The 14,652-nt window shown below is 66.5% G+C and carries 10 protein-coding genes and 2 pseudogenes; 3 read left to right on the plus strand and 9 right to left on the minus strand.

Going from position 1 to position 14,652, the window contains the following annotated elements; all coding sequences use genetic code 11:
- Positions 1–83 precede the first annotated feature (83 nt).
- From OOK07_RS21310 to OOK07_RS21320, 3 genes and pseudogenes are all read right to left on the minus strand, one after another.
- The gene (locus OOK07_RS21310) at positions 84–1,886 is read right to left on the minus strand and encodes a reverse transcriptase/maturase family protein (RefSeq protein WP_266794913.1); all 1,803 of its coding nucleotides are present in this window, start codon (positions 1,884–1,886) and stop codon (positions 84–86) included.
- Positions 1,887–2,424: 538 nt separating this feature from the next.
- A pseudogene (locus tag OOK07_RS21315) lies at positions 2,425–3,204 on the minus strand (IS481 family transposase); the annotation flags it as partial.
- 124 nt (positions 3,205–3,328) lie between these two features.
- Positions 3,329–4,323 (minus strand): annotated as a pseudogene (locus OOK07_RS21320) (IS5 family transposase).
- Between the two features lie 258 nt (positions 4,324–4,581).
- On the opposite strand from OOK07_RS21320, the gene OOK07_RS21325 reads away from it, so the two are divergent.
- Both OOK07_RS21325 and OOK07_RS21330 read left to right on the plus strand, forming a co-directional pair.
- On the plus strand, positions 4,582–5,448 hold the full coding sequence (locus OOK07_RS21325; protein WP_266797979.1) for a GNAT family N-acetyltransferase: 867 nt from the start codon (positions 4,582–4,584) through the stop codon (positions 5,446–5,448).
- Between the two features lie 38 nt (positions 5,449–5,486).
- Positions 5,487–5,939, plus strand: a complete 453-nt coding sequence (locus OOK07_RS21330; RefSeq protein WP_266682396.1) for a GNAT family N-acetyltransferase — start codon at positions 5,487–5,489, stop codon at positions 5,937–5,939.
- A gap of 87 nt (positions 5,940–6,026) precedes the next feature.
- On the opposite strand, the gene OOK07_RS21335 is transcribed toward OOK07_RS21330, so the two are convergent.
- The 4 genes from OOK07_RS21335 to dnaB form a co-directional block, all read right to left on the minus strand.
- Positions 6,027–7,625, minus strand: a complete 1,599-nt coding sequence (locus OOK07_RS21335) for an IS1634 family transposase (protein WP_266679595.1) — start codon at positions 7,623–7,625, stop codon at positions 6,027–6,029.
- A 151-nt stretch (positions 7,626–7,776) separates the two neighbouring features.
- Complete coding sequence (locus tag OOK07_RS21340; RefSeq protein WP_266797981.1) at positions 7,777–9,162, minus strand: serine hydrolase domain-containing protein; 1,386 nt, start codon at positions 9,160–9,162, stop codon at positions 7,777–7,779.
- 209 nt (positions 9,163–9,371) lie between these two features.
- Complete coding sequence (locus OOK07_RS21345) at positions 9,372–10,202, minus strand: PIG-L family deacetylase (protein ID WP_266797982.1); 831 nt, start codon at positions 10,200–10,202, stop codon at positions 9,372–9,374.
- A 326-nt stretch (positions 10,203–10,528) separates the two neighbouring features.
- A complete protein-coding gene (dnaB, locus tag OOK07_RS21350; RefSeq protein WP_266682399.1) occupies positions 10,529–12,007 on the minus strand; it encodes a replicative DNA helicase in 1,479 nt (492 codons plus the stop codon).
- Between the two features lie 452 nt (positions 12,008–12,459).
- Between dnaB and OOK07_RS21355 the strand changes: the two genes are divergently transcribed.
- Positions 12,460–13,806, plus strand: a complete 1,347-nt coding sequence (locus OOK07_RS21355; RefSeq protein WP_406312109.1) for an MATE family efflux transporter — start codon at positions 12,460–12,462, stop codon at positions 13,804–13,806.
- A gap of 128 nt (positions 13,807–13,934) precedes the next feature.
- Here OOK07_RS21355 and rplI read toward each other — a convergent pair whose 3' ends face one another.
- Positions 13,935–14,381: a 50S ribosomal protein L9 gene (rplI, locus tag OOK07_RS21360; protein ID WP_266797986.1), complete on the minus strand. Its 447-nt coding sequence runs from the start codon at positions 14,379–14,381 to the stop codon at positions 13,935–13,937.
- Between the two features lie 18 nt (positions 14,382–14,399).
- Positions 14,400–14,636 carry a 30S ribosomal protein S18 gene (gene rpsR / locus OOK07_RS21365; RefSeq protein ID WP_003949403.1) on the minus strand — a complete coding sequence of 79 codons (237 nt, stop codon included), beginning with the start codon at positions 14,634–14,636 and terminating at the stop codon, positions 14,400–14,402.
- Between the last annotated feature and the right edge of the window lie 16 nt (positions 14,637–14,652).

Here is a 14,652-nt window from a genome sequence, read left to right on the forward strand (position 1 = left end):
GTGCCTGCTGAGCAGGTCCTTTTCCGTCCGGCCTCCCACCGAACCGGCCATGCCCGTTTCCGGGCAGCACGGCTCTCCAGTGACTACTGCGTGCGCGTTGTACTCGGCTTCCTCCGATGGATGCGGTCGTGACAACTGCCGCAGACCACAAGGGACTTGCGGCGGCGCGCGACCATCATCTTCACCCAATCGGAGGATGCGACACCGGCCCGTTGGAGCTCGTTGAGTGACTTGACGTGGTGGGCTTCCACCTCGCCCGGCCGCTTGCAGAGCTCGCATCTATTCGCCGCAAGCCGACGGATCAGCTCTTTATGCGGATAGACCGGACCGGTCAGACGGTCGGTCAACTCCGCCGTCTTCTGCCGCTTGAGAGGAATTCCCCCGAAGCGGGCGACCAGTTCTCTCCTGCTGTCTCGCACCAAGGTGGCCTCGAAGCACGTGCGTGGCCCGTGCGGCGTCGCGATCTTAGCCTTGAAGCGGGCCGCCATCTTCGTCACCGACGAGCCGTGCTTTCTTGCCAGGGTCTTGAGCATGGAGGTCTCCATGACCCAGCGCAGCCGGTGAAGTCGTTGGACATCACCGGCCAGGAGGTAGTACTGGACGATGCCCCGGTACTCGATCCCGTATTTGCCCACGATGACATAGTCGGTCTCGTTGACCAGAGGGTTTCGGCACGCGGGTTTTCCGCGCGACAAGTACGGGGCGCTCTTGGCCTTGACCACAGAGGCAGGCACATGCAGGACTACCGCTCCGCATACTGACCGGCGATTTCGCCGATCGCTTGCCGACGGCCGTCTTGTTTTCTGATTTGTGCTTGCTACTGAGATCTCGTAGCCGAGGAACTTTGCCCTCTTGGTACGGGCATGGGTGATCAGCGTCTTCTCTTGTGACAGTTCCAGCTTGAGATCATCACGCAGGAACTTCGCGATCCGCTGTTTCACTTCCTCGGCTTCGGCCTTCGGCCCGACAAACCCGAGCAAGGTGTCATCGCAGTACCGCACGTAGCGCAGTCTCCGGTAGTTCGGATCATTCGGATCCTGGCTCGGGAGACTGTGCAGCCGACGATAGAGAGATCGCACTTCAACACGGTCACCTCGCCGGCGGGCACGTACGATCGCTTGCTCCACCTTCCGGTACTCCGGGTTGCGCGCTCGGAGCTTCGCCCGGGTGTATTCGGGGATCAGGGTTTTCTCGATGAACTCGTCCAACTTGTGCAGGTAAATATTGGAGATCACGGGGGAAACGACGCCGCCCTGCGGAGCCCCGCTGAGTGTCGCGTTCCAGACCCAGTCCTCCAGGTATCCGGCCTTGAGCATGTTGCGCACCAGCCGCAGGAAACGCTGGTCATGGACCTTCTCGCCCAGCAGTCGGAGCGTGACCTCATGGTCGAGGCTCCCGAAGCAGTCGGCGATGTCGCCCTCAATAAACCAGGTTGTTCCGGTCCAGGTGTTGGCCACTTCCCGCAGTGCGGTGTGGCAGCCTTTTCCTGGCCGGAATCCGTGGGAGCGGTCGGAGAAGGAAGGCTCGTAGTAAGCCTCCAAGAGGAGACGTATCACTTCACCTACTAATTTATCCGTCCAAGTTGGCAGACCTAGAGGCCGAGTCTTTCCGCTCTGTTTCTTCGGGATATGGACTCGCCTCACAGGGCGGAATCGATAGCGCTCGTGGCGCATCGCATCGATGATGCGGTCGATCTTCCGAGCGGACATGCCGTCCACGGTATCCTGCGTTACCCCAGGCGTCATCGCACCCTTGTTGGAGTAGATGCGCCCGTAAGCCAGCAGATACAACTGCGGGTTGAACAGCTGTCGATACAGTTCCTCACACGGCAGACCGCGCCTGCCGCGCTCACGCAGGACACCCAGCACCGTCTCGGCGCTCTGCATTTCGCATACCTCCCGACTTTGGGTGTCCGATCACCTGGGGCCCTTCGCCCGACTGCAGACGGCTTTCCCGTCCTCCCCGGCCGGTCGTTACTCCGGCGACTACTACGGCCCCTCCGTCGCCATGGGGCTCGCGCCCGTTAGGCGATCCCACGTTCGTCCCTGTCGTACGTAATAGCGTGACGTAGGCGCCCCACTCATCTCCTTAAATACCCTCACTGGGCATCGCTCCTTGTCCCGGAGGTTGCTTGGCCTTCTTTCACAGCGACCGCAGGACCGGCACCGGTTTCAGACGTTTTTTTCCGGTGGATGCGAACTTTCATCTTCTGGAGATTGGGATTCAGGCAATTCAGCTTTCGCCATATCACGCGGGTCCCCCAGAGCACCGTCCCTGACGTCTGGACCCGGCCTCTGGTTGGCTGGCATGCTACGGTCCCCTTCACCTTTCGGATCCAGGTAAGCCATCAGACCCAGGAATATCCCTCCGAATTCCTCCCGGCTATGCCGGGGATACGACCGGGCGCCTCGTGGCGCACTTGAAGCGTTCGACCTTGCCGTTGGTCTGCGGGCGGTAGGCGCGGGTGAGCTTGCCGGCCGCGTCGAGGTCGGCCAGGGCCTCACGCCAGGCGAAGCTTTTGCGGTAGGGCCAGGCGTTGTCGGTCAGGACCCGCTCGATGCGGGTGATGCCGTGCTCGGCGAAGAAGGCTGCGGCCCGGCGCAGGAAGTCGGCGCAGGTGGCGGCCTTCTCGTCCGCGTGGACCTCGCTGTAGGCGAGGCGGGAGTGATCGTCGACGGCGGAATGGACGTAGTCGAAGCCCATGCCGCTGCGGGTGGCCCGGCCGGCCTGCCGGCCCAGCACCTTGTGGCCGCCGCCGTCGGGGATGCGGCCGAGCTTCTTGACGTCGACGTGGACCAGCTCGCCGGGCCGGTCGCGTTCGTAGCGGCGGATGACCTGCCCGGTGGGCCGGTCCAGAAAGGCCAGGCGGTTGAGGCCGTGCCGGGTCAGGATGCGGTGCACGGTGGAGGCGGGCATGCCCAGGATCGGCCCGATGCGAGCCGGGCCCAGCTTGCGCTCTTGTCGCAGCCTGCAGACATGCGCTTCGGTGGCGGCTGCGGTCCGGTGCGGTGTCGTGCGGGGACGGCTGGGGCGGTCGATGAGTCCGCTCTCGCCCTCGGAGTGCCAGCGCCGGATCCACTTGTGGGCGGTGGGACGGGAGATGCCCATCTCGGCTGCGACGTGCGCGACGGGACGGCCGGAGCGCACACGGTCGACGAGCAGTCGCCTGCCGTGAACGGTCAGCCGGGCATTACGGTGGGACACGAAGGCCTCCGTGCGGTGAAGATTCGACACCTCCACTACACACGGGGGCCTTCGCCATGATCAAGCCCGGCCAGCGTTAACAACGCTCGTGATCAATACACCTAGGGCCTGTTCCAGGTTCGGATCATGTTGGCCGGAGGCTGCGGATCCAGATCACGGCACCGCGTAGGTGGAGTCCGGCGAGGTAGCTGGTGGCGGTCTTGTCGTAGCGGGTGGCCAGGCCCCGCCACTCCTTGATCTTGTTGATGCAGCGTTCGACGGTGTTGCGGTCCTTGTACAGGTCCGGATCGTGACCGACCGGGCGGCCGCCGCGAGAACCCTTCTTCTTGCGGTTGGCGGCCTGGTCGGCCTTCTCCGGGATGACACCGCGGATGCGGCGTCGCCGCAGGTAGGCACGGTTGGCGCGGGAGGAGTACGCCTTGTCCGCGGCGACGGCGCCGGGCCGGGTGCGCGGGCGGCCGACCGGGCCACGCACCTTGATGCCCTCCAGCACCGGGACGAAGCGGGGGCTGTCGGCGGCCTGTCCCGGGGTGAGGACGAACGACAGCGGCCGGCACCGGCGTTCGGCCGCGAGGTGGGTCTTGGTGGTCAGCCCGCCCCGGGAGCGGCCCAGTTCGGCCGCACGGAGCCGGGCTCTGCGCCGCCGCCGTAAACGCCGCCGCTCCTCACGCGCCACGTCGTCGCCGACCTCGCCCGGCGGAGCTACCGGTGCGCTTTGCCCCTTTCGAGAATCCCCTTTTCCTCGGTGACGGCCTTCTCCAGCTCGTCCAGCAGCTCGGGGTCGACGGCCATCCCCGCCGCGTGATGATGAGCGCGCGCAACCGTGGAATCCACGCTGACCAGGTCGAGATCGACCTGCCCACGGCCCGCCGCCTCGGCGATCATCCCCTCCATCAGCGTCCGGAAGGTCCCGGCCACCGCCCAGCGCTGGAACGCGCCGTAAACGGTCGACCAGGAGCCGTACTCCTCAGGCACGTCCCGCCAGGGACAACCCGCCCTGAACCGCCACATCACAGCGTTGAACAGCCGCCGCAGGTCAGGGACCGGGCCGCGCTCGCCCACCGGCAAGAACGGCTCGACCAACTCCCACTCGGCATCCGAGAGATCACCACGCGCCACCCTCGACAACTACCAGGCCCAGCCGCCCGGCACCGGCGAATCCCCAAACCAATGATCTGAACCTGGAACAGGCCCTAGTACGGAGGGCGGCGGCTCCTCCCGTCAGACGACCTGATGTCCTGCGTTCGTCCGTGTTTCACGTGAAACACCCCTCGGCTGTCCGCCCGCTGTGCACTTGCCCGCGAAATGGCTAAAAGGCCTTGTGTCTCACGAGAAACGGGTGGACGGCGAGGGCACCCGTCGGACAGCCTGACCTGCGTGTCGACTCCTTCTCACGCCCCTCTTCCCATCCGCCGTCTGACGCTTCGCGATCTCAGCGCCTGCGCCGACTTGTCCGAGGACCGGGGGTGGCCACGCGAGGAGCACAAGTGGGGATTCCTCCTCACGGCAGGGAAGGGATACGGGATCGACGACCCCGACGGCGGCCTCGTCAGCGCCTGTGTCGTCACCGAGTTCGGGCCGCATGGCCGCCCCGCTCTTGGAGCCATCGGGATGGTGCTGGTAGCCGAACGGCACGCCCGTCAGGGCATCGGCCGCCGGCTGATGCAACACGTCGTCTCGCTGATGGGCACCACCCCGCTGACGCTGCACGCCACACCGTACGGTCGACCGCTCTACGAGGAACTCGGCTTCAAGGTCACCGGCCGGGCGGAGATGCTGTGCGGGCACTTCACACCCAGCGGCTCGGAGCCGGAGGCCGGCACACGCGCGGCCACCGCCGAGGACCTCACCTCGATCCTCCGGCTCGACGAGGAAGTGTTCGGTGCCGACCGCACACCCATCATCACGCGGCTGCCCGCCTTCGCCGACCGGATGCACGTGGCCGAGGAAAACGGCCGGCTCATCGGCTACGCAGCCACCTGGCCCAACATGGAAACCCAGGTGGTAGGTCCCCTGATCGCCCGCGATACGGCGACGGCGAAGGCTCTCATCACCTCGCTCGCCACCCACACCGACCGACCCCTGCGCACCGACATCGACGTACGGCACGAAGAGTTGCTGGCATGGGCGAAGGAGCGGGGGCTGGCGTCCATCGCGTTCAACGCGGTCATGACGTACGGGATCCCGGAACTGCCCGGCGACTGGACCAGGCGATTCGCTCCGCTGACGGTGGCGGCGGGATGAGCCCTGTCCCTGAGCGCGACCGTACGTAGAGTGCAGGCATGGGAGATCTTGAAATAAGGCCCGCCACGGCGGACGACGTGACCGCGATCGTCGCCCTGCTCGCCGACGACCCCTTGGGCGCCCAGCGCGAGTCACCGGACGATCTGACCCCGTATCTGTCCGCGTTGGAACGCCTCACATCCGACCCGAACCAGCATCTGGTCGTCGCGGTCCGGCAGGAACATGTCGTCGGCACGCTGCAGCTCACGATCATCCCCGGCCTCTCGCGTCGCGGTGCCACCAGGTCGATCATCGAAGGCGTCCGGATCCACGCCGATGAACGAGGAGGCGGTCTGGGCACGCGGCTCATCCAGTGGGCAGTCGACGAATCCCGGCGCCAGGGCTGTCAGCTGGTACAGCTGACTTCCGACAACACGCGCACCGACGCGCACCGCTTCTACGAGAGGCTCGGCTTCACGCCCTCACACGTGGGGTTCAAGTTCCAGCTGTGAGGCCGCGAAGCGAAGCGTCGTGTTTCACGTGAAACACGACGCCGTATGGGCAAAGGTGACTAGCCCTGTACTTCGCGGGTCGCCGTTTCAGGTCATTGGCCAGCGGGTTTGAGTGACTTCGATGCCGAGGAGGTCGAGGAGGTGGAGTTGGACTCCTCGGGTGATCTGGACGGTGGGTGGATCGGTGACGTTGCCGATCCGCAGGGCGAGTTCGCTCAGGTGGTAGAGGATCATGCGGCCGGTGGGCCGCACCCGGCGGTTGTCCGGGTAGAGGCCGACCATCGTCTGCTCGGGGCCCAGGGCTTGTCTGACCTGGCGCTCGATCAGGCTGAAGACCAGCAGGGCCAGGCAGATGACCTGGATCAGGGCGGCGACGCGGTGGTTGTGCTGCACGAACAGCGGGGTGACCGCCAGGGGGCCCTTGAAGTCCGCGTAACGGCGCTCGACCGATCCCTGGCCCTTGTACTGGATCAGGACCTGGCCCGGGTCGGCCTGCTCGGGGGTCAGCGCCGTCAGCAGCGCGTACCAGCCGTCGGCTGCCGCCTCGTCGTCCAGGACCTGATGGTCGAAGTGCCAGGCCAGGGTGGGCCTGCCGTTGTCGTCTTCGCCGATCTCGGTGCGCAGGCAGGAGGCAACCCGCCGGGTCTTGGCGATCACGCCGATACGGGCCGCGATCTTCTCGGCGGTGTTGTAGTACCTGCCGCCGGCTCCGTGCTGGACCTTGTCCAGGTCCTCGGCCGCGCGGGTGAGGCGTTTGGTGCGGGCGGCCTGCTGGCCCGCAGCGTTGCCGGTGGAGTGGACCAGGATTCGGCGAACGCTCAGGACCGGGTCGCGCCTGCGCGGACCGTTCAGGGTGTGAACGTCCTCCAGTACCCGGTAGACCTCGCGCTGGGCGGGGTCCTTGCCCGCGTCGCGGTCGGGCACCCAGTCCACGACAGTGGCGGCCTCCAGGTCCAAGGCGGCATAGAAACCGTCCTTGACCTGAGCCGCCGGGACCGGGGCGATGAATGCCGTCCTGGCTGCCAGCAGTGCGGCGACGTTCGGGTAGGAAACCAGCTTGGAATCGGCGACCAGCAGGAACTCCCGTTCGCCGGCCAGCTTCTGCAGATCCTTCATCGCCCCGACGACCTGGGACACCTCGGCCGCGCCCCCGCCGAAGACCCGGGCGTGGACCGGGATGCCGCCGTCACCGGTGACCGCGAGCCCGGCCTGGACCTGCTTCAGGTCCACCCGGCGGTCCTTGGGATGCCCGTGCTTGATCACCGGGAACGCGTCGTCCTGATCTTCCAGCGGGTAGGCCCCGTGGACGGACATGGACGTCATGTCCCAGTGCAACCGCGACACGTCGATGCCGAACTCGGTGATCGCCCGCGCGCCGACCGTGCCCGCGAGTTGCTCCAGCTTCGGGGCGATCGCATCCAGTGCCCGCGCGAGGCGGTCGTCGTTGAGCAAGCCCGCCTCGATGCCCAGGACCTCCTCCACCGCCCAGGTCCGGGCCCAGTCGCCGACCCGGAACAGCGGTATCGGCGAGGTCAGCCGGTTCGCGACCAGCGCCTCGATGACCTGCCCGTGCGTCAGGTGCGCGCTCGGCGCGGACGGGCACAACCCGTCGACGATCCCCGCCACGTCCAGCCGGCGCAGAAACTCGGCAGCGACAGGCAGAGCGCCCAGACGCTTCTCCACCACAGACGTCACCACGCACTCAAGGCGCTGACGCTGGGACCGAGGCCGCGGGGACCGGGAAATCATCGACACACCCGGCTAACGCCCACAGCCCCGACCCGGATACGACCGAACCCTCTACTCCAACCGATTCAACGACCCGCGAAGTACGGGACTAGCCGATCCCCCGCCAGCCGTCCGGATCCACCCCACCGGGCACGGAAGCCTCGTCGTCGTACGGCTGACGCGTGAACACGAACGACCCGAGGTCCAGATGGCTCACCGTCCCGTCCGGGCGCCGTACGGCCGTCAGGAGCTCTCCGGCGTAGTAGCCCTCCAGTCCGGTCCAGGTCCCGTCGCCGTTCGCCCTGAAGCGGGAGCGGCGGCCGCTGCCGGACAGCGGCTCCAGCGAGACACCTCCGTCCGTCGCGAGCCGCAGGGCGAACGCATGCGTTCCCCAGTACCAGGGCCCGGTCAACTCCAGTACCCGTGGCGCGATTTGGGCCAGCGGTCGCCACGGATCGGGAATGCGCGGCTCGGCCTCACCGACGATCCGTACGAGATCCGCTCCGACGGTGCCCAGCAAAGGACCGGAGGTGCAGTTGGCCAGCACCACTGCCGCGACGTCGTCCTCCACGCTGATGGTGAGGTTCGCCAGGAAGCCCGGCAGCGATCCGGAGTGCCCCACGAGGAGCCGGCCGGACCGGTGCTGGATCTGCAGCCCCAGTCCGTACGTGGCTCCGTCCACGACGTCCGCGGCTTCGGCGGGCGCAGCGGGCGTACGCATCTCTCTCACGGTCTCGGCGCTCAGCACCCGGTCGTCGCCGTGTGCCAGGAAGACAGCGAAGCGCGCCAGGTCAGCTGCCGTGGACCAGAGCTGACCGGCAGGGGCCATCCGGCCGAGGTCCTCGGCGGGTTCGGGCAGCAGGACATCTGCCCAGGGGTGCACGGCCCAGCCACCCGCATGGGGCGCCTTTGGGTGAGCGCTCGTACGGTCGAGGCCCAGAGGTTCGAGCACTTCACGCCGAAGTACTTCCTCCCAGGGCGCTCCACGCAGCTTCTCGACGAGCGTGCCGAGCACGGTGTAGCCGGGGTTGGAGTAATGGAAGCGGCGGCCCACCGGGTGCAGAAAGGCCTGTTCGCCCAGGACATCGGCGAGTTCGGGGCGCAGGGCCCCCGCGGTGCGCTCCCACCACGGGGCGGGCGACTCCGCCGCCAATCCGCTCGTGTGGGCCAGGAGGTCGGCGATGGTCGCCTCCCCCGCGCCGGTTCCTGGCAGGTGCTTCTCCAACGGATCACCGAGGTCGAGAGCACCCTCGTCGCGCAACCGCAGCACAAGAACAGCGGTGAAGGTCTTGGTGATGGAGCCGATGCGGTACTGCACGTTCCCGTCCGGGCCGTGCCCGTCCGCCGAGGTCCGCGCACCGTGCCACACGGTCCGCCCGCCTCTCGCGACCGCCGCGACCACCGACGGCGCACGCCCTTCGGTCTGGGCCACAGCGATCCTGTGCAGCAGTGCCCGGCGCGTTCCGGAGAGCAGCTCTTCCTGAGGTGTCGTCATGCCCCCCAGTCCATCCCGCAAGACCCTCGGCCGTCGAGTTCAATTCGACGGGGTCCCGGCGGTCTGTCCTGATCGGAACAGAGCGCCGGGCTCGTGGCCTGGGACGCGGGCTGCCCGGACGGACCTCGCGAGGACAAGGCTCCGGGTGTCTGACCCGCTCGATCGTGCCGAGCCGTCGATGCGCGTTCCCGGCCGGTCGGACGGACGGATCAGCGCAGGCCGGCGAAGAGATCGTTCTCGGGTACGTCCACGCCGGTGGCGTCCTGGACACGTACGAAGGTCTCCATGCCCATCAAGTCGCCGAACCTCTCCTTGCCCATCTTGAGGAGGAAGATGTTCTCGCCCTGACTGGCGTGCGCGGCCAGCGCGTCGAACTTCTGACCACTGAAAGCCGTGGTGTCCACCCACGTGGTGATCTCATCGTCGGGGAGGCCGATCTCGGCCATCGCGGCCTCGGCGGGATCCGGCTCCGGCATGTCCGGATGAAACTCGCGCATGATCTCACCGAACCGCTGCATCCCGGAGCGGGGCATCGTAGTCCAGTAGACCTTCGGATTCAGCACGGTCATCTCCAGCGCCGCCATCGTGATGCGGTGAGCCTGGATGTGGTCGGGGTGGCCGTAGAAGCCGTTCTCGTCGTAAGTGACGACCACATCAGGTCGGTAGTGCCGCATGAGTGCCGCGAGGCGGGCCGCGCCTTCCTGCACGGGGGTCTGCCAGAAGGATCCGGGGGCGTCGTTGCTCGGCCAGCCCATCATCCCGGAGTCGGCATAATCCAACATCTCCAGATCGCTGATCTTCAGGACGTCACAGCTCGCCTCAAGTTCTTGACGGCGCATCAAAGCAACTGCCGCCGGATCGTGCCCGGGATCACCCGGCTTGACACCCCCCGGTCCGTCACCGCAACTGCCGTCGGTACACGTCACGAGAACCGTGCGGATGCCCTCCGCCGCGTACCGCGCGAGGACCCCTCCGGTTCCGGTGGCCTCGTCGTCGGGGTGGGCGTGTACTGCCATGAGCGTCAAGGGCCGGTCAGTCATGAAACAGTCCTCCTGCAGAAATACGTCTTGGTCCGAGTGTGCGACGGGCGTACCGCGATCCTGGGGCGCGGATCCTGGTGGGGCGGACGACCCTGTGGTCTCCGTGTTCCCCGCCGTGCCGCGCCGGTCCCTCGGTGAATGCAACCGCGTAGGCCGGGCCGGCTGTTCCCAGCGCGGCCGGTTGGTCTTCCACGCCTCGGCGTTTCAACGCGACCGAGATGCCGACGCGACCTGTATGTCCCAGCGCCACGTCGGATCCGACTTCCATCCGGCACCAGCCGTGAGATTCCGGCACGAAATGTCAGACCGCACCCTGACGACGCAGCTCAGGTCTGCGCCATGTCCACGAAGCGCGAGTAGTGGCCCTGGAAGGCGACCGTGATCGTCGCTGTCGGGCCGTTACGGTGCTTGGCCACGATCAGGTCCGCCTCGCCCGCGCGGGGCGACTCCTTCTCGTACGCGTCCTCACGGTGCAGCAGGATGACCATGTCGGCGTCCTGCTCGATGGAGCCGGACTCACGCAGGTCGGAGACCATCGGCTTCTTGTCGGTGCGCTGCTCGGGACCACGGTTCAGCTGGGACAGCGCGATGACCGGGAGCTCCAGCTCCTTGGCGAGGAGCTTGAGGTTACGGGACATGTCCGAGACCTCCTGCTGGCGGTTCTCGGCACGCTTGGAGCCGCCGGACTGCATCAGCTGGAGATAGTCGATGACGACCAGTCTGATGTCGTTGCGCTGCTTGAGACGCCGGCACTTGGCGCGGATCTCCATCATCGACAGGTTCGGGGAGTCGTCGATGAACAGCGGTGCGGCCGACACATCCGGCATCCGGCGGGCCAGACGCGTCCAGTCCTCGTCGGTCATCGTGCCGGAACGCATGTGGTGCAGGGCGACTCGAGCCTCGGCTGACAACAGACGCATCGCGATCTCGTTGCGACCCATTTCGAGGGAGAAGATGACACTCGGCAGGTTGTGCTTGATCGATGCGGCCCGGGCGAAGTCCAGTGCGAGGGTGGACTTACCCATGGCGGGACGCGCGGCGATGACGATCATCTGGCCCGGATGCAGACCGTTGGTGAGCGAGTCGAAGTCGGTGAACCCCGTGGGCACACCGGTCATCTCTCCAGATCGGGAGCCGATCGCCTCGATCTCGTCGAGCGCGCCCTCCATGATGTCACCGAGCGGCAGGTAGTCCTCGCTGGTGCGCTGCTCGGTGACCGCGTAGATCTCGGCCTGGGCGCGGTTGACGATCTCGTCGACGTCGTCGTCGGCCGCGTATCCCATCTGGGTGATACGGGTGCCTGCCTCGACCAGCCGCCGCAGGACCGCACGCTCGTGCACGATCTCCGCGTAGTACTCGGCGTTGGCCGCCGTCGGCACGGTCTGGACGAGGGTGTGCAGATAGGACGCGCCGCCAACCTTGTTGATCTCTCCGCGCTTGGTGAGCTCGGCGGCGATCGTGATGGGGTCGGCCGGTTCGCCCTTGGCGTAGATGTCGAGGATCGCCTGGAAGATCGTCTCGTGTGCGGGCTTGTAGAAGTCGTGCCCCTTGAGGACCTCCACAACGTCGGCGATGGCGTCCTTGGACAACAGCATGCCGCCGAGAACGGACTGTTCGGCATCCAGGTCCTGGGGTGGCACGCGCTCGAAGGATGTGCCCCCGCCGTCCCATTCGCCGCTGTCCCGGCCTCGGTCGTGTTGTTCGTCTCGGCCCCGGCCCCCCTCGCCGCGGCGGCGGGAGGCAGGCAGACGATCACTTGGACCGCTGTCGGCCCATGGGTCGTCCAAGGGCTCGGAAATACTCACCGAGCCACCTCCTCCCGTCCGCCGACGAGCGGACCTAGCCGTGCTCTCTTTTCTACGGCACGGCACTGACAAATGAGAGGCCCAACTCCGGTTACTGCACGTCGGTTCTGAGCTGGATTCCCTGCCGACGAACGGAGTGGGCGCCGGACCACGGTAGGCCTGTGGGCACCGTCAGCCAATCTGGTTATCCACAGGCCATGTGGACGACGGCCCCCATGCTGTGGAGAACTCCGCAAAACCTGTGCACGATGCGGTGGACAGCCCTGTGAACAAGCTCAAGCCTTTCCGGCGCAACCCACCCTGACCTGCACCTTTCCCATCCACCGGCTGTGCAGAAGAAAAACTTTCCCAGTCGGACCAAGATCGCCTCGAACTACGCACGAACGAGCACACGGAGAGTCAGGAGGTAAGGGTCATAAGGGCTTTACATCTCTTACCTGTGGACGATTAGATTGGTGCTCATGACACAGGCTCCCGCGACCTCCAGGGCCACCCGGCGACAGCACGATCGAGAGATCGTCGCACTGGCCGTCCCGGCCTTCGGCGCACTCGTCGCCGAGCCCCTTCTTGTCATGGCCGACAGCGCAATCGTGGGGCACCTCGGCACGGCACAACTCGCCGGACTTGGCGTCGCCTCGGCCCTCCTCATGACAGCAGTCAGCATCTTCGTCTTCCTCGCCTACGCCACTACGGCGGCCGTCGCCCGACGTGTCGGGGCGGGCGACCTCCAGGCCGCCATCCGCCAGGGAATGGACGGCATATGGCTGGCACTCCTGCTTGGTGCTGCCGTCATCGCCGCCGTACTCCCCACGGCGCCAACCGTGGTGGAACTTTTCGGCGCCTCGGAGACCGCAGCCCCCTACGCGACCACATACCTGCGCATCTCGGCCCTCGGCATCCCAGCCATGCTCGTCGTGCTCGCCTCGACCGGTGTCCTGCGTGGCCTTCAGAACACGAAGACGCCCCTCTATGTCGCCGTCGCAGGCTTTTTCGCCAACGCCGCCCTCAACGCCGGCCTCGTCTACGGCGCCGATCTCGGCATCGCCGGTTCCGCCTGGGGCACCGTCATCGCACAGTGCGGCATGGCAGCCGTCTATCTCATCGTGGTCGTCCGCGGAGCCCGCAGACACGGAGCCTCACTGCGTCCCGACGCGGCGGGGATACGGGCCTCGGCACAAGCCGGCATCCCCCTGCTGGTCCGCACACTCTCGCTCCGGGCGATCCTGATGATTGCCACGGCCGTCGCCGCCCGACTCGGCGACGCCGATATCGCGGCACACCAGATCGTGCTGTCCCTGTGGAGTTTGCTCGCCTTCGCCCTTGACGCCATCGCCATCGCCGGTCAGGCCATCATCGGACGCTACCTGGGCGCAGATGACGCCGAGGGTGCCCGCCACGCCTGCCGCCGCATGGTGCAGTGGGGGATCGCGGTCGGCGGCGTACTCGGCGTCCTGGTGGTGATCGCCCGGCCGGTGTTCCTGCCTCTGTTCACGAACGACACCTTGGTGAAGGACGCCGCCCTGCCCGCTCTTCTCGTGGTGGCTCTCTCCCAGCCGGTCTGCGGCATTGTCTTCGTCCTGGACGGCGTACTGATGGGCGCAGGCGACGGCCCGTATCTGGCCTGGGCCATGGTGGTCACCCTGGCTGCTTTTGCCCCACTGGCTTTGCTCGTCCCGACTCTGGGTGGCGGCCTCACAGCGCTCTGGGGAGCGATGACGCTGATGATGGTGATACGCATGCTGACTCTTTGGCTGCGGACCCGTTCTGGCCGCTGGATCGTCACCGGCGCCACCCGCTGACTGTTTCACGTGAAACCGGCGTTTCACGTGAAACATGCGCGATGCCGTACTGCATCGGAACGCGAAGATGGGGCGGCACCCGCGAAGGGTGCCGCCCCATCTCTCAGCAGTTCAGCCGAGCGCAGCGATCAGGCCGCGACGACCTCGATGTTGACCTTGGCGGCAACCTCGGGGTGCAGACGCACAGACGTCTCGTGGGCGCCCAGGGTCTTGATCGGCGCACCCAGCTCGATGCGGCGCTTGTCGACCTCGGGGCCACCGGAAGCCTTGATCGCCGAAGCGATGTCGGCCGGGGTGACGGAACCGAAGAGACGACCGGCGTCGCCGGAGCGGACAGCCAGACGGACCTTGACGCCCTCGAGCCGGGCCTTCACCTGGTTGGCCTGCTCGATGGTCTGGATCTCGTGAATCTTGCGAGCACGACGGATCTGCTCGACGTCCTTCTCGCCACCCTTGGTCCAGCGGATAGCGAACTTCCGCGGGATCAGGTAGTTGCGAGCGTAACCGTCCTTGACGTCGACAACGTCGCCCGCGGCACCGAGGCCGGAGACCTCGTGGGTGAGGATGATCTTCATGTTTCGGTCACCCTTCCCTTATCGCGCGGTGGAGGTGTAGGGCAGCAGCGCCATCTCACGGCTGTTCTTGACAGCCGTGGCGACGTCACGCTGGTGCTGCGTGCAGTTGCCGGTCACGCGGCGGGCACGGATCTTGCCGCGGTCGGAAATGAACTTCCGCAGCATGTTCGTGTCCTTGTAGTCCACGTACGTGACCTTGTCCTTGCAGAAAGCGCAGACCTTCTTCTTAGGCTTGCGCACAGGCGGCTTCGCCATGGTGTTTCTCCTGTGT

The sequence above is a fragment of the Streptomyces sp. NBC_00078 genome, from assembly GCF_026343335.1.
GTDB lineage: Bacteria > Actinomycetota > Actinomycetes > Streptomycetales > Streptomycetaceae > Streptomyces.